Source organism: Leptothoe sp. EHU-05/26/07-4 (genome assembly GCF_043421015.1).
Taxonomy (GTDB): Bacteria; Cyanobacteriota; Cyanobacteriia; order Phormidesmidales; family Phormidesmidaceae; genus Leptothoe; species Leptothoe turfae.
Map to the genome: position 1 here is coordinate 846,413 of NZ_JAXSQV010000003.1, position 26,890 is coordinate 873,302.

Genomic DNA, 26,890 nt, shown 5'->3' on the forward strand with positions numbered 1-26,890 from the left:
TCATATTTCTGAGGTTTCAATATGTTTCGGACATTCTCGGTCGCTTGGGCTCAACTATTGCACCAAAAGGTCCAAACAATTGTTACGATTCTGGGCGTTGCTGTTACTGCAATTCTACTGTTCATGCAGGTTGGATTCCGTGTAGGTCTCTTAGAGAGTAGTACTCAACTTCCTGCTAGTTTCCAAAGTGATATTGTTCTAATCAGTAGCTCTTCTATAGCTTTTTCTGTTGCCGTACCGTTTTCGGAACGTCGCTTAAATCAAGTTCTAGCCTTTGAAGAGGTGGAATCGGTAACGCCTATCTATATCACAATGATTTTCGTAAAAAGGCTGGAAGAACAACCTAAGTTCATGTCTTCTATGCAAGTCATTGCCTTTCCCCTCAAACCCAATGTGATGGATGTGCCAGGGTTGGCAGAAAATTTAGACAAGATAAAAGATGATAATTTTTTCTTACTGGATGGAAGGTCGCGTCCAGAACTATCTTCATTAATTGCTGAAATAAAAAATAATGGTAGAGTGAGCACTGAAATAACAAGTATTGGCTTTGAAAGAAAAAAAGTTGATCTTGTGGGTTTATTTGAGATGGGTGCAAGCACCTTCTACAATGGTAACTTAATCACCAGTGAAGCTAATTTCTTGAAAGTCTTTGGCCTAGGTCAAGGAGAAATTATTGCTGGTTTAGTTCATGTCAAACCCGGAGTTGATGTTCCTCAATTAATATCTCGAATAAAAAGTTATCTGCCTGACGATGTGAAGATTATGTCTCGAAAAGAACTCATCAGGGAAGACAAGGCGTTTATAGAAACTAGCTCGCCCATGGGCATAGTTATTCTCTTCGCAATGCTTTTTTCGATTTTAATTGGAATTGTAGTACTATACCAAGTTCTTTATCAAAACATATCAAGGTTCGCTAAGGAGTATGCAACATTAAAAGCGATTGGCTATAGTCAACGATTTTTGGTGGAAATTGTGTTGGAGCAGGTATTCGTTTTCGCTATTTTGGGTTACATTCCTGGCTTTATTGCTTCTTGTTTTGTCTATGATGCGTTATCTGCAGCTACTAAGATGAAGTTTCTAATGAGCTTCAACATAGCAGCTTTTGTCCTGTTCGTAATTTTCTTTATTTGTACAGTTTCTGGAATTATTGCAACAAATAAATTGAAAGAAGCAAATCCTGTAGACGTTTTTAACTAGGGGTTGCTGATGATCACTCCACTCATCAATGTGGTAGCAGCGGTCGATCTTGTTTGACATCACGAATATCCTGACTCTTTAGGGATACCCAGTCTCTATTAGAAGAGTTGCGGCTTGTTTTGCCTGTTGGGCAGCGTCTGAAGATTGCTCCATCATCGCGACAATGGTTGCTCCATTGATCAAAATCACCAGCTGTTGTGTGATTATTTCTGGATTCGGATGCTGCGTTGCTTTGACCAGGCTGAGCAGATAATCTTTAATCACTTGCTGATGTCTGAGGGATACCTGGTAGCCAGGGTGATCTGGATCGGCCAGTTCGACAGCAGAATTGATAAAGGCACAGCCGCGAAAGTTGGGTGCTTCAAACCATTCTTGCAACACATCAAAGACAACAAGCAGACGTTCGCGAGGCTCGGTGGTAATTTCTTCTACCCGGCGTGTAAACCAGTTGCCCCAACTTTCATCCTGCTGCTGAAGATAGGCTGCAATCAAGGCATCCTTGGACTTGAAGTTATTGTAGAGGGACATTTTGGCAACACCCGACTCGGCAATGATGCGGTCAATGCCGACGTTTTGAACGCCTTCTTTGTAGAAGAGTTCAGAAGCAGCCGTCAGGATGCGATCGCGAGCAGATGGGCGTTTAGTACGAGGCGGCATAGGCGCTATAACCAGTTAGTTCCGATCGTGTAGACAGGTCTGTATATTGTAAACGATTTAGTCTGAGATAAATTGGCTCCTTGGATAACTGCACCGCTTAAAAGCGTGTGACTCAAATCTGCAAAAAGGCAAGCAATATGGGGTGATGGGGGGATGCAATAGCTGCCAAATTTCTGCCATTGGGTATTAGTTAGATCTAAGTTCTTCCACATCAATGGTTGGATAGTTTGTGGGGATGCCTAAACAGGCTTCAATTTTAGTTGCAAACTCCCTTAAGTACTCTGTACTGATACATTTGAGCGTTGGTTCTGCATTGAATGTGGTGATGGACAGTTGATTTTCCCTGGCATTTTGCTGCTGTCTCTTTAAACAAGGTCGAGCGGGCACGTTCAGTTGAATCGTATCGGGCAAAATATCTTGGATCATCTGAATATACTTAGCTTGACTTTGTGAGTCCCACAGATTCGAGAGTGTTGTTTGGAGGGTGAGTTTGCCTGAATAGCTGTTAGAGAACTGGCAAATGCTTTGAAAAATAGATTTCAGACGAAGCCGTGCAACAGGCTGATTGATGCCCTGAAGTTGCTGCTGGGATATGGCGTCTAGCTTCACAACAACGTGATCGGCTAACTGTAGATCAGCACAAACAGTCTGATCGCTCAGCAAACTACCATTGGTTAGAACCGTAATCGGCACCATTGTCTGTTCTTTAATACAGGCGATAATTTCACCCAGGTTGAGCGCTAATGTGGGCTCTCCACTGCCGCTGAGGGTGACAACATCAATGGCCCCCAAGGGCAGCAAGTCTGTAAGGGCTTGATAAATTTGCGGGGTACTCACAAAGATTTGACGCTGGCTCGTTTTGTGTTGAATATTGCCCAGATGACAGTAGATGCAATTAAAGGAACACGTTGAAATGGGTCCAACAGGATCAATCTCTAAAGATTGACCAAACTGCCATGATGGTACTGGACCATAAATGGGATTAAACGATGTGGAAGCCATGATGCTTTGCCTTCATTGTTACCCTAGCGTATCGTCCCTTTCATCGCTTCAGTATCGATGGTACGGAGCATATATAGACGCAATAAATCTCCTACAGTACCTGCCACCAGGGAAACTTTTCGCAAGAACTTCCATACCTTAGGCGCTGAACTCTCGGCAATGGTCTTCATTTTTAGATTTCGGGCAGCACATCGATCGAGGCGCTTAAAGAACTCGGGATGATCCACATCGAGAATCACGGGAAAAGCACGGGCTGAGGTGTTGTTGGTTTCTCGGATGACGTCGACATCAAACTGGGTGGCATTGAGACCCAGGGATTCGTAAAACTTGGTGCGCTCGTGGACGGTGAGGCTGTGGGTAGCAAAAACCGATAGCAAAAAGAAGCGACTCCAGAGGCGAGATTTCCAGGTATTCCACATGCTGGGCTGCGATCGCAACAATGCCTTAAAGATATCGCCATGGCGGTTCTCATCCTGACACCAGCTCTCAAAGTAGTTAAACAGCGGATAAAAGTTATTTTCAGGATGCTGCTCTAAATGGCGATGGATCAAAATATAGCGCCAGTAGCCAATTTTCTCCGATAGATACACAGCATAGATAATCCACTCCACTGGAAAAAACGTATAGTTACGTTTCTTGGTGAGCTTACCGAGATCTAATGAGATATTAAAATCCGCCATGGCTTTATTCAGAAAACCAGCATGACGAGCCTCATCTCGAGCCATCAGCGCAAAGATCTCTGCCAGCATCGGACTGCGTCCCTTCAGCTTACGCGACAGTTCTTTAAATAACAGAAACCCTGAAAACTCTGAAACACAGGAGCGCTCTAAATAATCAATGAAGGCCTCCCGTTCTTCCCCTTGAATATGATCCCAGACTTGCTTAAAGGCATCATCACGCACAAAGTGATGGCGATTATAGTCAGCCTTCATCTCTGACAGCATGGCTTTCAGATCCTCCTCCCCGCTAGAAAGATCTAAATTGGCAGCTTTTTCAAAGTCAGTGGTGTAAAAACGAGGGGTCAGTAAATTTTCCTCAACCTGGGATTTTCGGCTTGTGGCGATGTTCTCAGGGGATGATGCAGTGCTGACCATACAATTTTTTTCCTCAGATATCATTCATAGCTTTATAGCTATTAAAAGCATAGGCTGATTCAGTACAGATAACATAGACGTCATATTTTTTTATTTTCTCGAATTCTTTTAGCAACATCGTTAACCCTAGATGCATCAATTTTTTCCCCTCGGGTAGCTATGGTTTGCTGATCGTCCTAGAGACCCAACACTATCCTTAGAAAGTAAAGTTTTGAAAACAAACATAAGGTTAAATTGCTTAATCGCTATACGGTGATTAAAGCTAAACCCGTTGAGAAAGATTTGATCCATGAGTCTTCAAGTCAACCTACCAAAAGCTAAGGCAACTGCGTCTGCCGCTGATGTTCCAGTTCTGCCACCCAGCGATGGGCGTCAGCGCTTCAAGCAATATGTGCAAACATTGCAGGATGATATTTGTTCTGCCCTAGAGCAATTAGACGGCAAAGCAAAATTTCAAGAAGATAACTGGCAGCGTGATGGCGGTGGCGGTGGTCGTACCCGGGTGATTCAGGATGGGCAAGTTTTTGAGCAGGGTGGCGTAAACTTTTCAGAAGTGTGGGGAGATACCTTACCCCCCGGTATCTTAAGTCAACGCCCAGAAGCTGCAGGGAATGGATTTTATGCGACAGGTACTTCCATGGTGTTGCACCCGCGTAATCCCTACGTGCCCACAGTGCACCTCAACTACCGTTATTTTGAAGCTGGCTCTGTATGGTGGTTTGGTGGCGGTGTGGATCTAACCCCCTACTATCCCACGATTGAGGATGTGATCCAATTTCACTCCACCTTAAAACGGGCCTGTGATGCTCATCATCCTAAGTTCTACCCTGCTTTTAAGCGTTGGTGCGATGAATACTTCTATCTTAAGCATCGTCAAGAATCGCGGGGTGTGGGCGGTGTCTTCTTTGACTATCTGGATTACCGTGGCAATCTCTACTCAGGTCCTAATTTAAGTGGAGATGCGGCCGCCTATAGCCAGCAGGTAGGTCCAGTGACCCTCAGCTGGGAAGATTGGTTTGCCTTTGTGCAAAGTTGTGGCAATGCATTTTTGCCAGCCTATCTACCCATTGCAGAGCGTAATCAGAATAAACCCTATGGTGAGCGCGAGCGCGAGTTTCAGCTCTATCGTCGGGGACGTTATGTCGAATTTAACCTGGTTTATGATCGGGGTACTATATTTGGCTTACAGACCAATGGTCGAACTGAGTCTATTTTGATGTCGCTACCGCCTCTGACTCGCTGGCAGTATGGCTATAAGGCCGAAGCCGATACACCAGAAGCTGAGCTGACTAATCTCTTTCTCAAGCCCCAGGATTGGGTGAACTGGGTGCCAACGCCTTGATTTAATTGTCAAAGCTGCTCAGCAAGGGATAACAATGGGGATCTCCAACTACACTAATCATCTAGAGAGACTTTTACTCAGGAAGGCTCCAAACTCCTGAGTACGTTGCCTATCCCTTGCCTTTTCTCTTCCAATCGTTCTGTTTAAGATTGTCTCCGCTTGATCAATATTAATCATTTGAGGTATTTACAATGGATCACAATTTAGCATCCTGTCTTCGAGAAGGAACCCAACAATCCCATACCCTGGCGGAAAATACAGCGTTTATGAAATGTTTTCTCAAAGGGATTCTTGAAAAGGAACCTTTTCGGAAATTGATGGCTAATCTGTACTTTGTTTATAGTGCCTTGGAAGAAGAAATGCGTGGCCATGCTCAACATTCTGTGGTGGGTCCCATGTATTTTCCCTTATTAGAGCGGGTCCCTCAATTAGAAAAAGACCTTGCCTTCTACTATGGTGATAATTGGCGTGATGAAATTGCTGCATCTCCCGAAGGGCTTCGTTATGTAGAGCGCATTCGTGAGGTGGCTAAACAGAATCCTGCGTTGCTCATAGCCCATTCCTATGTCCGCTATATGGGTGATCTCTCTGGTGGGCAAGGGTTAAAGGCCATTACTCGCTCCGCCCTGGATCTGCCAAATGGTGTGGGAACAGCCTTCTACGAATTTTTAGATATCCCCACAGTGGAATCTCGACGAGCCTTCAAGGAAAAGTATAGAAACAACCTCAATTCTCTACCAATCGAAACCAGTCTGGCACAGCAAATTGTGGATGAAGCGAATTTAGCCTTTCAGATTAATCGAGATGTTATGCATGAACTGGAACCGTTGGTGAAGGAGGCTATTGGTGATCATGTTTTTGATCTAGTCACTCGCCAAGATAAGTCTGGCAGTACAGAACATCGCCACCATCACCAGTCTCCTGAAATGGTATAAGCAGACTAGCTGCTGAGCTTCAGAAATCTCCTCTTGTATGAACCTCCATGTCCCCCCTTTTGCGGGGGGTTTTTTTCGCTCTTCAATCTGAGATAGACATGAAATCTTTGCTTCAAACCGTTGAATTTGATGCCGATTTAATTCAAAAGTATAATCAGCCCTTACCCCGTTATACCAGCTATCCTCCAGCGACTGAGTTAACGGATCAATTCAATGCCCATGTGGTGGATGCAGCGTTTGCCACAGGGAACTACAAACAAACACCGCTTTCCCTTTACTGTCATATTCCCTTTTGCCAGAGCGCCTGTTATTTCTGTGGATGTAATACAATTGTCACCCAAAATACAGCGGTGACAAATCCTTATCTGGACGCTCTCATTCGTAATATTGAGCAGGTTGCAAGCTTAACCGATTCACAACGAGTGGTCAACCAGCTTCACTGGGGTGGTGGGACTCCCAATTATCTAACCCTTGAGCAGGTGGATCGACTTTGGCAAGTTTTGCACCAACAGTTTTCCTTTTCTCAAGATGCTGAGATTTCCATTGAGGTGAATCCTGCCACCCTTAGCCGTGACTATATACTAGGCTTGCGAGAGATTGGTTTTAACCGCATTAGCTTTGGCATTCAAGATTTTGACCCCCGGGTGCAGGTGGCGATTAATCGTCTACAGCCAGAAGACATGCTTTTCCAGGTGATGGATTGGATGCGAGAAGCGGCCTTTGATAGTGTGAATGTTGACTTGATCTATGGCCTTCCATACCAGTCCCTAACCACATTTAGCGATACCATTACTAAAACCCTGGCGCTAGACCCAGATCGGATTGCAGTGTTTAACTTTGCCTATCTGCCGCATTTATTACCAATGCAGCAAAAACACATTGATCCGGCTACATTACCATCCCCATCGGAAAAGCTCGATATCTTACATATGTCCATTGATCAGCTGACTCACCATGGGTATCAGTTTATTGGCATGGATCATTTTGCTAAACCTGATGATGAATTGACCCTGGCGCAACAAACTGGTCAGCTACATCGCAACTTTCAGGGATATACCACTCAGCCTGAATCCGATCTTCTATCCTTTGGCATAACTGCCATTAGTATGTTTCAAAATGTCTATACCCAGAATTATAAACGGCTGAAGGGGTTTTATGATGCGATCGCACCATCGCCGACGGATCAGCTCACAGCCAAACACCTTCCCATTGAACGCAGCGTTGTTCTTAGCAAGGACGACATTTTGCGGCGGGCTATCATCATGGAATTAATGTGTCAGTTTGAGCTATCGAAAGCCGCGATTGAAGATAAATACCACCTCAATTTTGAGCAGGATTTTGATACATATTTTGCCCGCGAACGTCGGGATTTAGAAACCTTGGCCGCAGATGGTCTGGTACGACTCACCCCTAACCACATTGAAGTGGCACCAGCGGGGCGTTTACTGATCAGAAACATTGCCGCTGTATTTGATACCTATTTGAGAAATCGCAAAATTCGTCAATTCTCTCAATCAGTTTAGGCGTTTGCCATTAAATCACCGCTAGATTACCGTCCGTTACTCATCACTCATCGCCCCATCCAAACGCTTCATCGGGCTTTGTGCTTATGTTTATCCCTTAGAGGCTAAGTCAAGGGCCTGACTAGCCTCTAAGGGATAACGCCAACAAAAAACTCGTAAAATGTCAGAAAAAAATTGACAATTAGATAACCATTCAGTTATATATTTATATAGCTCAATGAGCGCTTTTAATTTTGTTTCGCTACATACCAAATGGATTCATGATGCATACACTTCGACCGTATCAATCCGTTAGTCCATGGGAACGCTTTTGCGCATGGATCACCAGCACTGAAAATCGATTATATGTTGGCTGGTTCGGGACCCTTTTGATTCCCACAGCCCTGGTCGCTACGGTTGTTTTTGTCCTGGCCATGGTGGCGGCACCCCCCGTGGATATGGATGGGATTCGAGAGCCCATTAGCGGCTCCTTGCTCTACGGTAACAATATGATTACCGCCACCGTGGTGCCCTCCTCCAATGCCATTGGCCTCCACTTTTATCCCATCTGGGAAGCCGCCAGTCTAGATGAGTGGCTTTACAACGGTGGCCCATACCAGATGATTATCTTTCACTTTCTCATTGCTGCCTATGCCTATATGGGCCGTCAGTGGGAACTGAGCTATCGCTTAGGCATGAGACCCTGGATCGCCGTGGCCTATTCGGCTCCAGTGGCAGCGGCTACTTCTGTGTTACTGATTTACCCCATCGGCCAAGGCAGTTTTTCAGATGGCTTGATGCTCGGCATCTCGGGCACCTTCAACTTTATGATTGTGTTTACAGCCGAGCACAACATTCTCATGCATCCCTTCCATATGCTGGGGGTCATCGGTGTCTTCGGGGGGGCCTTGTTCTCGGCCATGCATGGCTCCTTGGTCACCTCGTCGTTAGTGCGGGAAACCACCGAACTTGAATCCCAAAATGCTGGCTATCGCTTTGGTCAAGAGGAAGAAACCTATAACCTGGTCGCCGCCCATGGCTACTTTGGACGCTTGATCTTTCAATATGCCTCGTTTAATAACAGTCGCTCGTTGCACTTTCTACTGGCCGCCTGGCCGGTGGTCGGCATTTGGTTCGCCTCCCTGGGCATCTGCTCCATGGCCTTTAATCTCAATGGGTTCAACTTTAACCAGTCCATTCTAGACAGTGAAGGGCGCGTGGTGAATACCTGGGCCGATGTGCTGAATCGCGCCAATTTAGGCATTGAAGTTATCCATGAGCGTAATGCCCACAACTTTCCCCTGGATTTGGCGTCTGGAGAAGCCGCTCCCGTTGCACTGACAGCACCCGCTATCGCCGCATAAATCCGGGTTGGGCATTGCTGATCTTCGGGCTGACGTTAGGTGTAAAACACCGTCAAATAGCAAGAGCTCTAGACTAGTGCAGCCCCTAAATTAGCAATTGCCAGAGTTTCAATTGGTTGAGATTTGATTCGTTACCTATAGAGGAGGGGGGAAACTCCCTCCCTTTTTTTTTGTAGGGAATATCAAGCCTGGGCTTACAGTTTTGGCAGTGGACACGGTGCGTACCGTAAGCTGGCTTTCTCCTGATTAATGGGTTCAGAACTCATGCCCTCTACGGTTCTATGGGGTCAGCAAAAAAGCCTAAATGATTACCGACCGGTCGTTCTTGACCAGGGATTTTGCCATGAATAGGCGTATTAAGTAGGGTGGGACCCCTGGGTGACGACACGGCCAACGTTGTTGAACCACCGCCATCTAAGCGCAAAGCTGTATCAGCGCCTAATTCTTGTACCAGGGCGGTCACTTCGCCCACGGTCAACCCTTCGCTGTAAAAAGGCTGCTTGCCATCAACCAGGACCAGCCATAGACGTGCACCCGTGGCATCTAAGGCTGCCACGGTAAATGAGTAGGGCTTTTTCCCTTCATACTGGAGTCGGTCTTGCAGCTGAGTGGTAATCTGACCATTTTCCAACAGCATCAGATTGCCTGCCACCGCCTGTTGAGTGTTGTCTTCACAGGTGCCATCGGCGTTGATAACGGCTCGCTGATTCATAAAACACAGCGTCGGTACCGGTGGCTGATCAGGATTTGCTGGAGCGACCACGTTGCCGTTAGACATTGATAACCCCATTAAATTGACCGGTTCTCCAGGACGAGGGTAATAGTTCCAGAGAGTAACCTCTTTAAATGGAGAGAAGAAGTTAGCATTCACGGCTAGCTGTAGTCCGTGGGTTTGTAAAAATGCTGACGTTTTTTGCCCCACCGCTCTATGGCTTTTCGTACCATATTTTTTCAGATCTGCCTGCGGATTCACGGGGGTGACCAACGGTCGCAATCCAGCAGTCGTCAGATCAATATCGATAATGTGAATGATATTGGGTCGCGGTTGCTCACGGGTACGGCGGCTGTAAATAATGCCCTGAAATAGTGGCTGGCGATTAATCTCAGTGAGGTGAGGGCGACGCCATACCGTGGAGCCATGGAGCGCAATTGGCAGCAAGAACGCGAACCAAAGTAATCCGGTTTTTAGGTGACGCCAACGAGACATAGATGTTTATTGCACAAACGCTGCTATCTGCTTATTTTCACCTCAACCAAGACGTTGTTCCCCTAGACCAGGCTACTGTGTACATGCATCTCGGCAGATGGCTCAAAATCCTGCCTTACCCCCCCTTAATCCCCTCTTGTTAAGACTACTGTGTATACACATCTAGAAGACTAATGTCCCAAAAGGTAGGCCTGTCCTTGAATTGGCCCTCATCCTAAATCCTTCTCCCTGGGGGCGAAGGACTTTGAGGCCAGGCCCCCCTTCTCCCCCAGGGAGTAAGGGGTTGGGGGATGAGGGCTCGAAATCTAGAGCTAGCTCTCCTACTTATGTATACACGGGAGGGAGTTAGAGGGGGTGATGCAATGTAATCGCCATTTTCGATCACTTGTGTGTACACCGTAGCTAGACCAGGGGGAGGGGTAATCTGTTCCATTAGTCTCAGTGAGAAACGTATCTCCGTATAAGTTTGTTGTTGTAGATGTATTTATTAGATCATTTAGATCATTTTTGGGTTGCATGGGTTTGGGTTAGTCTGTAGCTACTCTAAACACGTTCCTTAGGAAAAGTCACTGTTTATGGCCCATCGTCACAATTGGCAAATGACGCTACGTGTAGCTGGGTTAGTTGCGATCGCACTCTTCACGTTCCATGCCCTCAGCAGCTTACTATTCGGCGTCTTGGGTCTGGCTCCCAGCAGTCCCCAATGGAGTTTGGCCCTTATCCTCGGTAGCTTTTTAGCCATTGCTGGAGCCACTGTGGGGATGCAGTCTCTTAACTTTATTCCCCAAAGATTAACTAGCTTAGTCAGCGGCGCATCATCCATCGCCATTTTGGCGGCCTTCAGCCTTGGAGAGTTGAGCGGACACCAGGCTGAAGGGGTGCTGATCGGCGCTATTGCGGGTTTGATCGTAGGTGGGTGGGTGGGAGTTTGCACAGGGCATCGTCAAGGGTTTTGGCAAGTTGCGATCGCGCTGATCAGCAGCCTCTGTGCCTATGGAACAGCGTTTGGCCTCAGCAGCTGGGCCTGGGCCGCCGCCACCACTCAACGGTGGTTGATCGCCATCGGTCTGGGGTTATGCACAGCCCTCTATCTCTGGTTTACACAACAAGGACTGACGTGGGTCTATCACCAATGGCAGCGTGACATAAAAAGAGAACTCCAAAAATAGAAGAGCAATAGAGACGCTTATTTTTAAGAGTAAATCAGTTTTTAGTTATATTTTTTAAGCTTTAGATCAATTTAATGGGTCAAAACAGCCTTTTTAGCCATAGAACGTCAGAAAATAAAAGTTTGAGCCCTAATAATATTTGAATTTTCAAAAAGATTGTTTACTCTCAAATCATTTCTAGGACAAATTAAAAAATATCCTAAAAAGCTTTCTCTGCAAGGGTTATACGAATATTAGCCAGCTAATTTCTCCACACTCAAACTCTTCTTTAATTTACATTTCGGTTTTCCCATTCCGTAATAACTTCTTGGCAACTTGTATGGAGTTAAGTGTGACATTTGATGCGACAAAATCGCATCGCAGACTGAATCTAAGACCACTTATACATAATCAAAGGGTGAATTATGTCTATAGAAACTACCGGGCGCTATCTTGTACTTCTGCCCGACGAAGATGTGAACGCGGGTATTCAAGCATTATCTAGCGCAACGGGTATTCAAGGTGTGGCCAGAGCCGCAGATTTTGAAGGTCACGCCTTTACGTCTGCAGAACTCGATAGCCCCAATGCGTCAGTTTTTGACAATCTCGGAGTCGCTGTCGTTCCCCTTGATCCTGATCAGGCACAATCCGTACGAGCCAGTGCCGCTGCCCATGGTAATGTGCTGGCAATTCAGCCAGAACGAGTCGTCTACGCTATCGGTCAGGGTCTATCCACAGATTATTTACGGGGCTACAGCGACGCCGCCACCCATCTATATGAACAAGCAGGCCCAGACCAGGGGGCATTGGCTGTCCGCGCCCATAAGGGTTCGGCCCCAGAGTTTCAAGACTGCAAGAGCACCTGGGGCCTTCAGGCAACTCGGGTGATCGACTCAGGCCACAGTGGCCTGGGAATCAAAGTCGCTGTGCTAGATACAGGCATGGACCTCAATCATCCTGACTTTGCTGGTCGCATCATCCAAAGCCGGTCATTTATTGCTGGCGAGGCTGTTCAGGATGCCAATGGCCACGGCACCCATTGCATTGGTACAGCCTGTGGTCCTAAGGATCCACCGGAACTACCCCGTTACGGCGTAGCTTATAACGCTGAAATTTATGCCGGTAAGGTTTTAAGTAATCGTGGCTCAGGCTCAGATAGTGGCATTCTGGCTGGTATTGAATGGGCAGTCAATAACGGTTGCGCCATTATTTCCATGTCCCTGGGGGCACCCACCCGCCCAGGAGATACCTACTCACCCATCTATGAGCGAGTGGGACAACGGGCCTTGAATCGTGGCTCTCTAATTATTGCGGCAGCCGGTAATGAAAGTGATCGACGCGACGGACGCATCAATCCAGTCGGTTATCCTGCTAACGCTCCCTCCTTAATGGCGGTGGGTGCTCTAGATAATAAGCTACAAATGGGATTCTTCTCCAATGGCAGCATTAATCTGGACGGTGGTCAAGTGGATATTGCTGGACCGGGAGTTGCGGTTCATTCCACATGGCCCATGCCCGATCGCTATAGAAAGATTAGCGGGACCAGCATGGCCACCCCCCACGTATCCGGCATTGCCGCTCTCTATGCCGAAGCCACTGGGGCACGGGGCATGGAACTCTGGGCGTGGCTAATGCGTGATGCCCAACGCTTGGGCCTAGCTGGTACCGATGTTGGCATCGGATTAGTCCAGGCACCGTTGCAGTAACGTTATTGTTATTAGCGCTGTTACATTTGTAGAATTGCTGCTGATCTTTATTCTTTATTGAGATCAGCAGCGACAATGGGAGATATGAGAAACACTAGGTGGGCTAGACAACTGATTCATTGGCTAATTGTTGCCATCGTGACAGTCAGCCTAGTGGGCTGTTGGCCCCAAGGGTCAGACGCTATAAATGCAAACCCAGGAGCAGACATGGATAAGGTCAAGGTAACGGTATCAATCGATGACGCTCACATCGAACAGATTGATGAGGTCACTGAACAGCTAAAGGCAGCAGGCCTTGACGTGGAGCAAACCTTGACAACCCTCGGCATTGTTACCGGCTCAGTGGCCTCAGACAGCATGTCTTCGTTGTCCGAGGTTACCGGTGTTGACTCCGTTGAGGTAGACAGAACAATTACGTTGCCGCCACCCGGTTCTGACGTTCAATAATTAAATTCTTCCTGTAGCTGTTGCAGTTCTATCAAAATATTTTCCAGTAGTGTCCGTTGGCCAGCCTGTTGGTCTACGGACACTGGTTTTGTAATGGCCATCTGCATAACTGGCTGAGCTCGCTGTTGATAGGAGGCAAGGGCATCCAGGGCGGTTTTAGAAAAATGGGCCAGGTACTCACGGGCAGCTTCACGGCTAGCCTGGGGTGACACGGATGGCTCTGGTTCCGACGCTTTCTTTGTACGCCCGGCGCGATTGAGCAAGTGGCTGGTGCCACCGAGCACAGCTGCCCCCATGGGACCTGCTAACACCCAGCCCAGGCCGGTGGCGATCGCCACCGACGCCATCCCATCCCCCTGACTTGTCTCCGGTTCACTGGGGTCGGCTGTCGGCTGCACAGTCTCATCGGGTCGCTGCCAACCAACCCACAGATCCACCGGACGTGGCTGCTCAAAAAAATCACAGGCTTGATACACCCAGTCGGCAACCGCTCGCTTTTTTTGTTTCCAGACAGGTTGTAATCTCTCTTCTAACCATAGGGGGGCCGTGCCCGCTTGAAGAGAGGCCGCAAAATCATATTCATATTGATGCAACAGATTCTCTAAGCTAAGCCAATCTTGCAAATCTATCACACTTTGCTGAAACCCCTTTTGTATCAGTTGCTGAGCCCGTTGTTGAATAGCGACGCGACGGGCATCGGGGTGGGGGGCTGCATTCAGAGATTGCAGCTGTTGTTGCAGAGCCTGGTGCACCTGGGACACTAAGGGCAACAATCGCGGTATGCGATGAACAGCCAACTCCGGTAAACGGACCTGTACCAACCTATGCAAAGCCGACTCCAATGCTGGTAACCCGGCCTGGGTTGCAGCAGCCATATCTCCTTTAAGGCGTGCCCGCAGAGCTGGTAAAGCATCCACCGCATAGAGATTACTCACACCATCCGGCAGTGTTGTTCGAAAGTCTTGGGCTAGCAATCGCAAACGGTACATGACCTGTTTGCGCTCTTCAGGTTCCATAAGATTGAGAAAATTCACCACAAATAGCACTGTGGTAATGCCTCGGTCCATCAGCCAGTCCCGCAGATGCTCTCGCTCTGCCAGGGTCATGAGCTTACGACCATCCAAGAGCTGCACTACCACATCGGTCTCCATCAGTTTGGCGTACACCCGCTCATTTTGTGCTTCTTGGTCATCGGTGCCCGGCAGGTCCACCAGCTCTACGCCTGGTTGCAGAAACGGGTGGGGACAGGTCACTGCCACCGCTGCCACATGGGCCTGCATCTGCCGCTGCTCATCGAGAATGGCGTAACGTTGCAACAGGTCTGTTCCAGGTTCTTCTAGGACTGTGCCATCGGTGAGGGTGATGCGGCTGACCAATGCAGGCCCATGGGTGACAGTGATAGCGGCCCCAGTGGTAGGGACGAGATCAATGGGCAGGGTTTTCTCACCGAGGAGGGCATTGAGTAAGGTGGATTTGCCGTAGTTAAAGGGGCCAAAGACGGTGATGCGTAGGGTGGTATGGGAGATGAGATCGCATTGACATAACACATCGGCCTTTAATGCAGCGTGCGTTGGGTCGAGCAGGCCTACCGCTTTTCTCAGGGAGTTGATGAGCGGAAAATGTGATGTAATAGCGGCCATACGTTAGGGAGCTATGGTGTGGACAGTGGGATGGCCCACCTCAGGCCCTGGTGAAAAATTTTAATTGCGATCGCGCCCTAGAACCTAATTGCGATCGCGCTTTAGAAATTAATTTCTAGAGCGCTCTAGAAACAGCTTGTAAATAACCCAGCCAACCGCAAACAGTAACAATACTCCAGACAACCAGGTGGCCACTCGTATAGCTATGATCACACCCACAACGAGCAAACCAAACTGTACAAATTTCGGTAGACGGTTATACCAGCCAAAGCTTAAGGCTCCCTTGTGTTTAACCGTAGGTTTTACCGACGTCGACGTCTCTATCTCAGATTCAAGCTCACGCATCCGCAACTTTATTTCGCGTTCCTTGAGCTCCGCTTCCAGATTTTTGAGTTCTTGTTCTTTAGATTGATGATCAGAATTCATAGATTTTGAAAAGGACCAACCGCTTCTCTACCAAAATATGCGCAGTTTTAAGCACCTGCAACCTTAAAAAAACTTGAACTCCAAACCCATAGTTCCTTCAAAATGGGGGGACAGCAGATATATAAAGAATGCCACAGTTATGGTGGTGTCGACAAAAGCTTGAATCTACCCTTGACTGAACACATTTTTATACAAAAACTGCTTTCATGTGCGGATTCTCATGTTTAGAGTGGTAAATACATATAATCCCAACGATCAGGTGTCGCATTGTTAGGACGTCGGTTCCGTAAGATCACGGGTTCACACAATATATAAGCTAAAAATTAGCTTAAAAAATAAATCAAAAGTATAGAGTTTTAATTGGTAAAAACTTTATGTTTTTGATTTATTTATTGTGGCGAATAGAACCATCCAAATTCTGTAATCCTTACCAAATAAACGGGTACTTCTTATACGGAATTAGGAGACCTTAAAGCTATAGTCTCAACATTGAAATCCCACTAGATTTATAGTCAACAAATGCGCAAACAAGACATCAAACGAGATGCCTCTGGTCCCTCTATATTTCTATCGACAGTTGCCCTCATGTTGTCAGCACTAGCTATTTTTGCGTATTTTTTATTTAGGTCTGGCTCTCAGCAACAGGCAGTTGACGATAGCCCAACACCAGATAGTTATTGCCAAGAAAATTTGGAGGATCAGGAAGTTCTTTTACAAAGGCTATCAGACCTCAAAAATCGTATGGGTGATAATTGGTCAAGTTTTTGCCAGGATCGATTAGATAATGCCCTTTATGAAACAGCTATTCTCAAAGCAGCAGTAGGGCGATTTAACACATCATTTATTCGCCTTTGCCAAATCCCTGAAAGGCCTGATTCAGAAATATTCAAAGATGCTCAATTTTTATTTAGTCTCTGGGAAGAAAATCGTAATACGTCTGGTGAATCTCAGGAAATCAAACCTTTATTAGAAAACTTCTTCCAAAATTACGAAACCGTTAGTGAGAGTTGTCCTGCAGCAAAAGAAATATTTGCAGGCAATAATTAGTGAACTATCCGGTGTAGAAATCATGAATAATCTTGTCGGGGCTGCGCCTTGTGCCAGCCCCTCTACATTGGAATCATGAATAATCTTGTCGGGGCTGCGCCTTGTGCCAGCCCCTCTACATCAAAAGCTCTCAGCCAGGTTCTGAAAACCTGGACTTACATAATAATTGTCGCGTCGCTACCGGCTTTTTCATCTTCCAGAGTGACTCTCAATCCCTGTCTAACCATGACAAAAATATCAATGGCCTCTTTTGAGTCGTGATACGAGATGCTCGGGCGCAGGTAATAGAGAAATAGCCCGATCATTGCCCAGGCCAATAAGCTCAACAGACAAGTTACAGCAATGATACAGCCACAGCCTAGGAATTGATACAGGGTTTGCTGAGCTGCCGAATAAACGCTGTTGAACTCGCGGGAAAACCCCTGGGCAAACATGCCAACGGCAATTGTTCCCCAGGCACCACAAAAGAGGTGTACGGGCACAGCACTGACCGGATCATCGATCCGCATGAGGTTTGATTCCAAAACGCTTTCGCCCACCAGCACCAGAATGCCTCCCACCGCACCAATAATGCACGCGCCTAAAATATCAACATAGGCTGACGAGGCTGTAATGCTAACCAACCCCCCTAAAATGCCATTAATAATTGATGACAGTTTTACCTTATACCCTGTAACCAGGGGACTATAGAAGAGAATTGCCAAACCTCCAGCCGTAGAGGCAAACATGGTGGTAATGATGACATGGGGGACATAGTCTAAAAACCGGGTTGAACCACCATTAAAGCCAAACCAACCAACCCATAAAATCAAACAGCCCAATGTGGTAAAGCCGGGGTTACAGGGCTTAAATATTTCTTCTTCTTCACCGTAAGGGAAACTGCCAGTTGCCGCATCATAGCCAAATTTGCCATCTCGGGGTTTCAGTAGCCAGGCCCCCACCAACGCTGCCGCACCACCCACACAATGAATTACGGTTGAACCAGCAAAATCATGGAAGTTGAGGGTGCTGGCCAGCCAACCGTTCTCCCCCCATACCCAATAGCCAACTAAAGGATAGATAAAGCCCACCAGAACAAAGCTAAAAAGGATAAACGCCCAGAATTTAATTCGTTCTGCAACGGCCCCAGACACAATGGTGGCCGCTGTTCCGGCAAATGATAGCTGGAAAAAGAAAATGGCGGCAAACGAGCGATTACCCCAAAAGGTTCTTAAATTCTCAAAACCTTGGGGGAAAGGGTTAACATTGGCTGCCGATGGAAAGAGAGAGTCTACAAAAATTCCCAGTTGTCCAAAAATAGGATTTCCACTGTCGCCAAACATAAAGCGAAACCCAAAAACAAAAAATGCTGTAGCTGAGACGCAAAAAACGATTAAGTTTTTAGCTAAAATATTTGTTGCATTTTCAGTTCGGCAAATGCCTGCTTCAAGCATGGCAAACCCAGCATTCATAAAGAATACGAGTAAAGCCGCAATTAGCATCCAGATAGTATTAATCCCTGAAAACAGTTCCGTGGTGAGGGGGATTTCGGGAGTCAATTCTTGGGCAAGCGCCTGAGGCGATATCGCTATAACAAAAGCTACTATCAATAAAGTGATAAAGGACCAGTATTTTGATAATCCATGGCGCAAAATATTCATAGTCCTACAGGTTTTTTGTTCTATGGTTCGCTGATTTTAGGTACTTGCAATCTCCTACAAGAGGCTGAAGTCCTCAACTTTTCGATACCCGATAAAAACTGTCCGGAATGTTGCTCGAACCCCGACAGATTCTTTAAAATCTTGCCAAACTGACCCAATGGGAGACTAGCGATCGGGGTGGGCAATGGGTGCTCACCCTGGATAATTACTCACCCTACAGCGCAGAAATTGTATAGCTTCTCATTGCCACCCACCGTAATCAGCGGGATAATAAGCGAGCAAAATCATTTGATATTCAATAATCCCCATGACCCACAATCCACCGAAGTACAACGTTTATGGCCTTGGCAACGCTCTGGTGGATATAGAATGCGCCCTGTCAGTGGAAACGTTGGCAGCCATCGGTATGGATAAGGGGGTGATGACCCTTTTGGATGAAGCCGTGCAGAATAATGCGATCGCACAGCTCAATAGCCATCAAACCAAACGTATCTGTGGTGGCTCTGCTGCCAATACCATCATTGCCATCAGCCAACTTGGCGGCAAAACCTTCTATGGCTGCAAAGTCGCCGATGACGAATATGGTCAGTTTTACACGCAAGATCTAGTGGACTGTGGTGTGGACACCAATTTGACCAGCCATGACCCTGAACCGGGGATTACGGGCAAGTGTCTGGTGCTGATTACTCCAGATGCCGACCGTACCATGGGCACCTTTCTGGGCATTTCATCCCAGCTGTCTGAGGCTGACCTCAATCCCGAAGCCATTGCCGCTGCTGAATATACGTATATGGAAGGGTTTTTAGTCAGCGGTGAAAACAGTAAGCAAGCGGCCATTAAAGCCAGCCATCTAGCCAAAGCCGCAGGCCGCAAAGTCGCCATGTCTCTATCGGATTACAACATGGTGAAATTTTTTAGGCCAGGGCTGTTAGAAATGATTGGTGACGGCGTAGATATGCTATTTGCCAATGAGTCCGAAGCGCTTTTAATGGCAGATACGGACGATTTTGCCACCGCCATTGAACACACCAAAACCCTAGCTAAAACCTTTGCCATTACCCGTGGTCCCGCAGGCTCGATTCTGTTTGATGGCGAACGGGTCTGGGAAATTGCTCCCCATCCAGTCACCGCCATTGACACCGTCGGTGCCGGCGACATGTATGCCGGGGGCGTGCTTTACGGCATTACCCACGGATTGGGCTGGCCCCAGGCTGGCAAACTGGGCTCCACGGCAGCCGCTCAGTTGGTAACCGCCTATGGAGCCAGAATGGGAACGGATGAATTGCAGGCGGTGTTGAAACAGGTGGTTGGGGAGTAGGGGCTATGGGTGATCTTGGCTGAAAAGAGTCTTGATCGATGTTCAGGGCTGATTACATAAACTAAAGAGTGTTTGTAAGCTAGGGCTGACGACAACCATAAGGGAGATGGTAGACCATCGTAAAATCCTCCATATTGATATGGATGCATTTTATGCATCCATTGAGCAGCGGGACTATCCTGAGTATCGGGACAAGCCGATGGTGGTGGGTGGTCGTCCAGAACAGAGAGGGGCTGTAGCCGCCGCTAGCTATGAGGCTAGGCGCTATGGAATTCATTCGGCAATGCCGTCACGCATTGCGGTGCAGCGGTGTCCCCATGTGATTTTTGTGCGACCTCGATTTGATGTGTATCGGGCAGTATCCGAGCAGATTCGGACAATTTTTCGGGATTATACAGAGTTGGTTGAACCCCTGTCCCTGGATGAAGCTTATTTGGATGTGACTGGCTGTGAATCGGCGATCGCAACGGCTAAAGTCATTAAACAGCGTATTCAGCAGACCACCGAGTTGACGGCCTCTGCCGGTGTTTCCATCAATAAGTTTTTGGCCAAAATGGCTTCGGATGTGAATAAACCCAATGGATTGTATGTGATTTTGCCCGACGAGGCCATGGCCTTTATTGCCACGCTGCCCATTGAAAAATTTCATGGCATTGGTCCGGCCACTGCCCGCAAAATGAAACAGCTGGGTATTGCTAAGGGAGCCGACTTACAACGTTGGCGTGAGACTGATCTGGTGGCAGAATTTGGCAAAGCGGGTAGCCATTATTTTCGTGTGGCCAATGCCCAGGATAATCGCCGAGTTGATCCCAACCGTATTCGTAAATCGGTTGGGGCCGAACGCAGCTTTGCTGAAGACCTGCGGTCTTTAGAGGCCATGAGCCGGGCGCTGGCTACGATTGTGGATGAGGTGGAAGCGCGGCTGCTCAAGGCAAAAAAGATGGGCTATACCCTCACCCTGAAGGTTAAATATGCGAACTATCGCCAAATTACCCGCAGTCGTACGGTGGATGTGCCGATGCAGCGGGCCACTGACATGGGGCCGTTAGCTCAGGCTTTGTTGGAGCATCACCTTGAGCCTCAACCGCAGGTGAGACTGTTGGGGGTGGCGATCGCAAATTTGGTGCCTGCTGAAACGGTGGGGTTTCAGCAACTGTCGTTGCTTTAGGTGAATTTGTTTTTTGACTATTTTATGGGTTGTCTGGCTATTTCTTGACGTTTAAGAAGTCAGATATGCTGAGGCCATTTTGGTGGGGTGAGCTGCCATTTTTACTGGCGGCGGCGGCCAGGACGTTGGCATCCTCATCTGTGGTGTCAGCCGTTGGGGGATTGGCTGGTTCCGCTTGGCTTCCGTAGTCGCCGGAGGAGTAATACTTGTACCCATTGCCGTTGGCGGAGACACCGTTGGCGACCAGACCCAGGACGGGAATTTTAGTGAAGCTGATGTTGTCCATGGCATGCTGGAGGATGTTGCGATCGCAACCATTTAACCGAGAAACCAGGATCAGACCATCGGTGTTAGCCGCAATCAACGTGGCATCCGCCAGACCCACCAGCGGTGGCGTATCATAAACCACCAAGTCAAACTGTTTTTCTAGCTGATTCATCAACAGTCGCATCCGCTTAGATGCCAGTAGTTTAACCGGGTCGGGGGGCGCAGTACCGGCTGTAATGGCATAGAAATCCAGAAAGGGCATGACCTTTTGCAGTATCCCACTGCCCCTCGTAACATTGCCCGAGAGCAGATCGCTAAGACCTGTTTTGTTGCTTAACCCAAGACGCTGATGAACCGTAGGTCGCCGCAGATCTGCATCCACTAGCAAGACTCGTTTGCCCATGGTGGCAGCGGTTTGCGCCAGATGGCGGGCAACGGTGGACTTACCCTCATTGGGCATGGACGAACTGATAATTACTGAGCGAATTGTCCGATCGGCCCCCATCAACGACAGATTTGTGTGCAACAACCGCATGGATTCCAAAAACTGCGAGCCACCATAGCCATAGTATCCATCGGTGGCCCCCGTACCCTTTTTACTGAGACGTTGCTGTAGCCACTGGCCCGCCCCATTAGATTGTTGTGGAGCAGTGTCAAATTCCCCATGGTAGGGAATTGTGCCTAATAACGGCAGTTTTACGACCTTTTCAATCTCATCAACGGTGCGGCAAACAGTATCTATTTTTTCCAGCAGCAACGCTGACCCAACGCTAATCAACAGACTGGCAACAATGCCCAACACAAAACTACGTCTTGGATTAGGCGATATGGGAGTTTCTGGCCGACTGGGTGCTTCGATTATTTCCCAGGGAATTTCGGTTTGGGCCGCCTCAATCTGTAATTGTTCGCGCGTTTCCAAAAAGCGGCTGAGGGCACCAACGGCAATCTCCAGTTCACGCTGTAGATCGCTATACTCTCGTGCCAGGGTCGGTAACTGAGTCAGCGTATTTTGCAACTGGGCTTCAGCCGCCGCAATGGTGACATTTTGAGTGGATAACAATTCGATGGCATTTTCAGCTTCAGCATATTTTGCATTTAATACCCGCTGGGCCTCTGCCTCAATGACCGGAAGTATTCTCTCTCGCTTATCTTCAAGAACTTGAATAGCCAGACTTCCTGGCTGAAAACGAGTCAGTTCAGTGGCAATTTCTGTTTCCACCTGGCGCAGCTCTTGAATCAGCTGTTGATAAACCGGTGCGTTTTGCAGCGCAACTTCACTGCCCCCTTCACTTTGCAATAGCTCGTAGTTAGTCACCGCCTCAGCCAGCTGTCGATCAATTTCCAGACGCTGGGTGCTAAGTTGCTGAGCCTGTGTGGTAATCTGCTGATTTTGCGTCGTTGGATCAATGAAATTATAGGTTTGACGAAATCTTTCCAGCTGGCTTTGTAGCTCATTAACCCGCTCTTTTAACTCAGGCAACTGCCGGTCAACAAAATGAATCCCCTGGCGCAGATTCGTTTGACGTTCATCCAGACTGTACTTTAAATAAACCGTTGAAAGCGCATCCAAGGTCGCCTGGATCTCGACCGGGTCATTGCCCTTGTAGCTCACCTCAATAATTTTAGTTTCCCCCACCCGTCTGATAGTGAGGTTTTTTAGCAGACGTTCATAATCAAGATCTGGATTAATGGTTTCTAGCTCTGCGATCACCTGAGCAATCAATTCAGGGCTACGCAACACCTGCACCTGAGTCTCATAATCCAGGCCTGACTGTTTGACCGGGGCAGCTTCTGCCAGGAGACCACTTAAGTCCGAGAGATTATCATCGGCATTAACCGGCTCTACCAGAACTTCAAAGCTCCCTTCATAAACTGGTTCCTGGCGCAGGGTATTAAACATGACCGTGCCCATCACACCGGCAGCCACCCCCGTAATCAGTAGGGATCGTCGCCGCAGCACGGTGAGCAGTTGAGCCAGGTCTAGCTCATCGTCATCCTGAGCCCATGGCATTTGAGGTAGTTGGTACGCTTTGGCCAGGCTGTTAACAGACGCACCGTTGGCTGAAGCAAGATTATCCATAGGGCGGTTAAAAAGAAACTAGGAGTCTAATGAGGATAAAAGAGTAGGAAAAATGAGTATATTGAGCCGGTTAGAACAGATTGCCAAACGGTAGAATCTGGAGAAAGGGACCGAGAAAATTACTTAACCCATCGGATAGGCGAGCCGCCGCATTGGGGTCAACAACAACAATATCGTTGTGCTGCAGTATGGGGTTCCCGTCAGCATTAAGACCCTGGGCTAAATCCACCTCAAACGACTGCTGGGTAACAGTCCCATCAGGGTTTAAGCGAATCAAGGCCACCGTTTCTTTGGCACGACGATTAAAACCACCCGCCGCCAGAACAGCCTGATTGAGGGTGGTGCTAGCCGCCACAGCCACGGGGCCAGGGCTTTCGACCTCACCCACCACATTGACCGCAATTGAATCTGGCGACAGATTCGTAGCCGTGAGCAGACCAATATCTTCTGAGCTGGCCGTCAGGTTAGTTGGCACCACAATGGTGTCACCTTCTTGCAAAATTAAGTCTTGTTCTCGTTCACCAGATTCCACCAGTTGCCACAAATCGAGGGAAATCGTTTGACTTTCACCCAAACGCGTTGTTCGCTTGACCTCTACCTGGCGAAGATTTGCTAGGGGTTTTACCCCACCAGCCAATTGCAAGGCACGGGTTACCGTCAGCCGACCCGGCTGCTGCACGCTGGTGGCAGTGGCATTATTGCTAGTAACAGACTGACCCGATCCAGAGCGCGAGGCATAGTTGTAAGTGCCTGGGCGAAAGACTTCACCAACCACAGCAACACTAATGGCTTCTTCCTCGTCGGGGCCAATATTAGACAGGGCAATCTGCCTTGACATTTGCACGTCAATCTCATCCATTTCAATGATGGTGATGGAGTCACCATCACGCAAAGGAAAATCTTGAGTCAGATCCCCCTGGGTGAGCAGTGCAGATAAATCACTAACTACCCGTTGCGTGCCACCATTTTCCACCCGGCGTCGAATTTCCACTCGCTTTAAATCAGCTGCCTGGGTAATCCCGCCTGCTACCTTAATCGCTTCGATCAGGCTAGGAAACTGCCCTTCGCCCCCCACGGGTAGGGTATATTGACCGGGCACATGAATTTCTCCTGTGAGGGCAATACGGAGCTGACGGGGTGTTAAAAGATTTACAGTGATTTGCGGATAACGGACTTCTGATCGATATTTCTCGCTAATAGCTAATTCCGCCTGAGCCAGGGTCAAACCACTCAGCGATACCTGGCCAACGGCGGGTAAATTAATGTTGCCATTGGCTAACACTCGCTGCTCACCGCTATACTCAGGTACATTAAACACATCAACGGTGATCAAATCCCCCGGTCCCAATAAATAAATATCATTGAGGGATGAAACGGATGCAGCAGAAACTGTTATGTCGGGCAGTACGGCCAGGGCTGGGCTACCGACAGCAGTTCCCAGGGCAAACCCTGTTATTAGGGCTGTCCGAATTACCGTTTTCAAATATCTGGAGCTAGTCATTGCAGGACATATAGAAGGCTAAAAACGATGCAAGATAATACTGGGCGTTGCTGAACCAAACGATGGCGTTATCGAAAAATGCTGAGATATGCCGCTTTTAACAGTTTGGTTTATCCTTTAAATCAGCAATGGCAAATACTGAAACGTTTAACAATAATGTAGGTAGACCTGAACACCGCAGAAAATAGTCAGAGAAGCCGTTATCACCCTCTAGAGAAATGCTGTCGATGGCCCGTAATATCCGGAAAATCCTGAACTTTATGGCGTTGCTATATATCTATTTTATATAGTTAGCAAATAGTAGAAAGACGGAGAGATGAGTATAGTTTTTTACGAGTCCTCATCAAGAATTTGGACTGTAGGACTAAGACTTTTGCATGAAAAGAATGTACTGTTTTGAGACATGTTGGAGGTCTGTTCCCTTAAGTTGGCGAAGCCTGCTCTTTAGGCTGAGGGGAATACCTTGTCCCCTCCCAGGAGTAGGTCTGTTTCATTGTCTAGACAGAAAATCTGAAGGTATTGAAAGCTCATTTGAGGAAAGACATGCCCTACTTGGAGGTGGGCCAAACAACAATGCGATAACCTGATTAATTGACCCCGCCGTAACCCTTAATTTAATGCCATTGAGGACAACCTAGTAGGCTGGGTCCTTAGGGCGGCCTCCCGGCCCTAACCATGAGGGTTCGGGGAACTCGGAGGGACCCCAAGCAACCGGTTTTGGCTCCCTCCGATCATCTCTCGATTCAGCATGAATGAAGTAATAAGCCTTACAGATTTTCTCTGGTGAACACGAAACAACCCTGCCTTTACCAAGGGGGGAGTTAAAGGGGGTGAGGCAACCGCGAACGCTAGTTTCCAGTACTTGTGTGGACACTGTAGCCTTACGAAGGAGGAACCAACGGAGTGGTCTACAGGTGTTAGCGCTAGTTATCCAGCCCCCTCCCTGACGGTTCCCCTTCGTCAGGGGAACCCCTGGCAGGCCATATTGAAACCTAGGATTTTTAAGGGTTTTAGCCATTCTCTCTGACTTATGTATACACCGTAGACCTTGGTAAGGGAGGGGGCTACACAATTTCACGATTGGAATCTTATTAATATTCAATCGTTTGCCAAAGGAAAATTCAATGGCTGAGAGAGAATTGAGACTATCGGCCAGTCGATAATGGTCGATTGACAAAAATATAACCTGATAGTATTATTATTCGAGATTCTGGAGGCTATCTCCGCATAATAGCTTTGATTTAGTCAATCGTTCTGTGAAAATTTACTCAATGCTTGAGCTTGCTGATTATATATAAATATTTAGCTCTGAAGCACTGATAGTAGGAACCTGGCATTTTAGAGTTTGCCCTATTTTTATAACAAGAAAACAGCATGAGATGATCTTGTAGGACAGTTTCCTTCTCAGGATATTTCTGTGGGTGAGCAGCAGACCAAGTGGGTTCAGATTGTTCAGACCCTCTTTTGTGGAACTATTTACATTCGCCTAATTAGGATACTGGGGGTTCCCCCATGCTGCGTTTGATTAACTACCCCTGCCCGTGATTATACTGAGTGGCTGTATCCTTTATTAGGAAAGGATTTCCATCAAAAATAGGTGGTTATTTCATCCGGAATATGACAATGTTACCAGTAACTTAATTGGGAAATATCAAGTAGATCTGCTCAGTACGTCATCAAGGCTATTTAACTGGGGCATTGCTGATCCTCGGGATGACTTTAGTTGTGAGATACCGTCAAGTATCAATGCCTCTAGACCGGTTTATCCTCTAAATCAGTAATCGCTTACCTTGAGACAGTGCTATGTTTTTTCAATTGTGTGTTTAGGTAGGTGATGTAAAAATACGATCTTGTCGGTTGGTGTAAAGTATTGTTTCTTTGAACTGTCTGTTTATTTTCTATGTCTAATGGCCTCTTACTCCCGAGGCTGTTGGATGGTAGCAGTATTTTTTTCATAGGTTTTCTAGCTGACGATGCGCTCTTTCTTACGAACAATCTTTAGAAACCACATGTTATCGATAATTGTTTTTTATGGATAACGTGTCCACATCAGGGATATGCTTGACAAAAGTGCCTGTGACAAATTGTAGTATGGGAACTTTATTTATTTGCCGCTTCCTAAGTCAATGTATCTGCTGTATTTCAGCAAAAAGCGGGCTCTACCAAGAATGTTATCTGCAACTTACTGAGGATATTTCTGAT

General features: G+C 47.4%; 20 protein-coding genes. 11 read left to right on the forward strand and 9 right to left on the reverse strand.

All coding sequences use genetic code 11. The annotated features are described in order from the left end of the window. Window positions 1-21 precede the first annotated feature (21 nt). Complete coding sequence (devC, locus tag U2F10_RS11470) at window positions 22-1,197, forward strand: ABC transporter permease DevC (protein ID WP_499059790.1); 1,176 nt, start codon at window positions 22-24, stop codon at window positions 1,195-1,197. 78 nt (window positions 1,198-1,275) lie between these two features. On the opposite strand, the gene U2F10_RS11475 is transcribed toward devC, so the two are convergent. From U2F10_RS11475 to acsF, 3 genes are all read right to left on the reverse strand, one after another. Then, complete coding sequence (locus tag U2F10_RS11475; RefSeq protein ID WP_163667136.1) at window positions 1,276-1,854, reverse strand: TetR/AcrR family transcriptional regulator; 579 nt, start codon at window positions 1,852-1,854, stop codon at window positions 1,276-1,278. A 186-nt stretch (window positions 1,855-2,040) separates the two neighbouring features. Next, window positions 2,041-2,856: a radical SAM protein gene (locus tag U2F10_RS11480; RefSeq protein ID WP_499872117.1), complete on the reverse strand. Its 816-nt coding sequence runs from the start codon at window positions 2,854-2,856 to the stop codon at window positions 2,041-2,043. Window positions 2,857-2,879: 23 nt separating this feature from the next. After that, window positions 2,880-3,950: a magnesium-protoporphyrin IX monomethyl ester (oxidative) cyclase gene (acsF, locus tag U2F10_RS11485; RefSeq protein ID WP_163667141.1), complete on the reverse strand. Its 1,071-nt coding sequence runs from the start codon at window positions 3,948-3,950 to the stop codon at window positions 2,880-2,882. A 289-nt stretch (window positions 3,951-4,239) separates the two neighbouring features. Between acsF and hemF the strand changes: the two genes are divergently transcribed. From hemF to psbA, 4 genes are all read left to right on the forward strand, one after another. Beyond that, window positions 4,240-5,292 (forward strand): oxygen-dependent coproporphyrinogen oxidase, encoded by a 1,053-nt coding sequence (gene hemF / locus U2F10_RS11490; protein WP_250565071.1) that lies wholly within the window; start codon window positions 4,240-4,242, stop codon window positions 5,290-5,292. A gap of 191 nt (window positions 5,293-5,483) precedes the next feature. Further along, window positions 5,484-6,227, forward strand: coding sequence for a biliverdin-producing heme oxygenase (locus U2F10_RS11495; protein WP_163667144.1), 744 nt, complete (start codon window positions 5,484-5,486; stop codon window positions 6,225-6,227). Between the two features lie 98 nt (window positions 6,228-6,325). Next, window positions 6,326-7,750 carry an oxygen-independent coproporphyrinogen III oxidase gene (gene hemN, locus U2F10_RS11500; protein WP_163667148.1) on the forward strand — a complete coding sequence of 475 codons (1,425 nt, stop codon included), beginning with the start codon at window positions 6,326-6,328 and terminating at the stop codon, window positions 7,748-7,750. A 260-nt stretch (window positions 7,751-8,010) separates the two neighbouring features. Next, window positions 8,011-9,093 carry a photosystem II q(b) protein gene (psbA, locus tag U2F10_RS11505; protein ID WP_163667151.1) on the forward strand — a complete coding sequence of 361 codons (1,083 nt, stop codon included), beginning with the start codon at window positions 8,011-8,013 and terminating at the stop codon, window positions 9,091-9,093. 271 nt (window positions 9,094-9,364) lie between these two features. Here psbA and U2F10_RS11510 read toward each other — a convergent pair whose 3' ends face one another. Then, a complete protein-coding gene (locus tag U2F10_RS11510; protein WP_163667153.1) occupies window positions 9,365-10,300 on the reverse strand; it encodes a phosphodiester glycosidase family protein in 936 nt (311 codons plus the stop codon). 575 nt (window positions 10,301-10,875) lie between these two features. Here U2F10_RS11510 and U2F10_RS11515 point away from each other — a divergent pair. From U2F10_RS11515 to U2F10_RS11525, 3 genes are all read left to right on the forward strand, one after another. Then, window positions 10,876-11,469, forward strand: coding sequence for a hypothetical protein (locus U2F10_RS11515; protein WP_499872120.1), 594 nt, complete (start codon window positions 10,876-10,878; stop codon window positions 11,467-11,469). A gap of 404 nt (window positions 11,470-11,873) precedes the next feature. Continuing rightward, window positions 11,874-13,154 carry a S8 family peptidase gene (locus U2F10_RS11520; protein ID WP_499872122.1) on the forward strand — a complete coding sequence of 427 codons (1,281 nt, stop codon included), beginning with the start codon at window positions 11,874-11,876 and terminating at the stop codon, window positions 13,152-13,154. A gap of 84 nt (window positions 13,155-13,238) precedes the next feature. Continuing rightward, entirely contained in the window at window positions 13,239-13,601 is a 363-nt protein-coding gene (locus U2F10_RS11525) for a hypothetical protein (protein ID WP_250565072.1), read from the forward strand. On the opposite strand, the gene U2F10_RS11530 is transcribed toward U2F10_RS11525, so the two are convergent. Then, window positions 13,595-15,241 carry a dynamin family protein gene (locus tag U2F10_RS11530; RefSeq protein ID WP_499872124.1) on the reverse strand — a complete coding sequence of 549 codons (1,647 nt, stop codon included), beginning with the start codon at window positions 15,239-15,241 and terminating at the stop codon, window positions 13,595-13,597. The genes U2F10_RS11525 and U2F10_RS11530 overlap by 7 nt on opposite strands. 108 nt (window positions 15,242-15,349) lie before the next feature. Continuing rightward, a complete protein-coding gene (locus tag U2F10_RS11535) occupies window positions 15,350-15,667 on the reverse strand; it encodes a hypothetical protein (protein WP_499872126.1) in 318 nt (105 codons plus the stop codon). A 585-nt stretch (window positions 15,668-16,252) separates the two neighbouring features. Between U2F10_RS11535 and U2F10_RS11540 the strand changes: the two genes are divergently transcribed. Further along, window positions 16,253-16,714 (forward strand): hypothetical protein, encoded by a 462-nt coding sequence (locus U2F10_RS11540; RefSeq protein WP_499872128.1) that lies wholly within the window; start codon window positions 16,253-16,255, stop codon window positions 16,712-16,714. A 155-nt stretch (window positions 16,715-16,869) separates the two neighbouring features. On the opposite strand, the gene U2F10_RS11545 is transcribed toward U2F10_RS11540, so the two are convergent. Next, on the reverse strand, window positions 16,870-18,354 hold the full coding sequence (locus U2F10_RS11545; RefSeq protein ID WP_499872130.1) for an ammonium transporter: 1,485 nt from the start codon (window positions 18,352-18,354) through the stop codon (window positions 16,870-16,872). 307 nt (window positions 18,355-18,661) lie between these two features. On the opposite strand from U2F10_RS11545, the gene U2F10_RS11550 reads away from it, so the two are divergent. Together U2F10_RS11550 and dinB are read left to right on the forward strand one after the other, a co-directional pair. Continuing rightward, a complete protein-coding gene (locus U2F10_RS11550) occupies window positions 18,662-19,672 on the forward strand; it encodes an adenosine kinase (RefSeq protein WP_163702709.1) in 1,011 nt (336 codons plus the stop codon). A 106-nt stretch (window positions 19,673-19,778) separates the two neighbouring features. Continuing rightward, entirely contained in the window at window positions 19,779-20,840 is a 1,062-nt protein-coding gene (gene dinB / locus U2F10_RS11555) for a DNA polymerase IV (RefSeq protein WP_499872132.1), read from the forward strand. A gap of 37 nt (window positions 20,841-20,877) precedes the next feature. On the opposite strand, the gene U2F10_RS11560 is transcribed toward dinB, so the two are convergent. Together U2F10_RS11560 and U2F10_RS11565 are read right to left on the reverse strand one after the other, a co-directional pair. Then, window positions 20,878-23,187, reverse strand: a complete 2,310-nt coding sequence (locus U2F10_RS11560) for a GumC family protein (protein WP_499872133.1) — start codon at window positions 23,185-23,187, stop codon at window positions 20,878-20,880. Window positions 23,188-23,257: 70 nt separating this feature from the next. Next, complete coding sequence (locus U2F10_RS11565) at window positions 23,258-24,688, reverse strand: polysaccharide biosynthesis/export family protein (RefSeq protein ID WP_499872135.1); 1,431 nt, start codon at window positions 24,686-24,688, stop codon at window positions 23,258-23,260. Window positions 24,689-26,890: the final 2,202 nt, after the last annotated feature.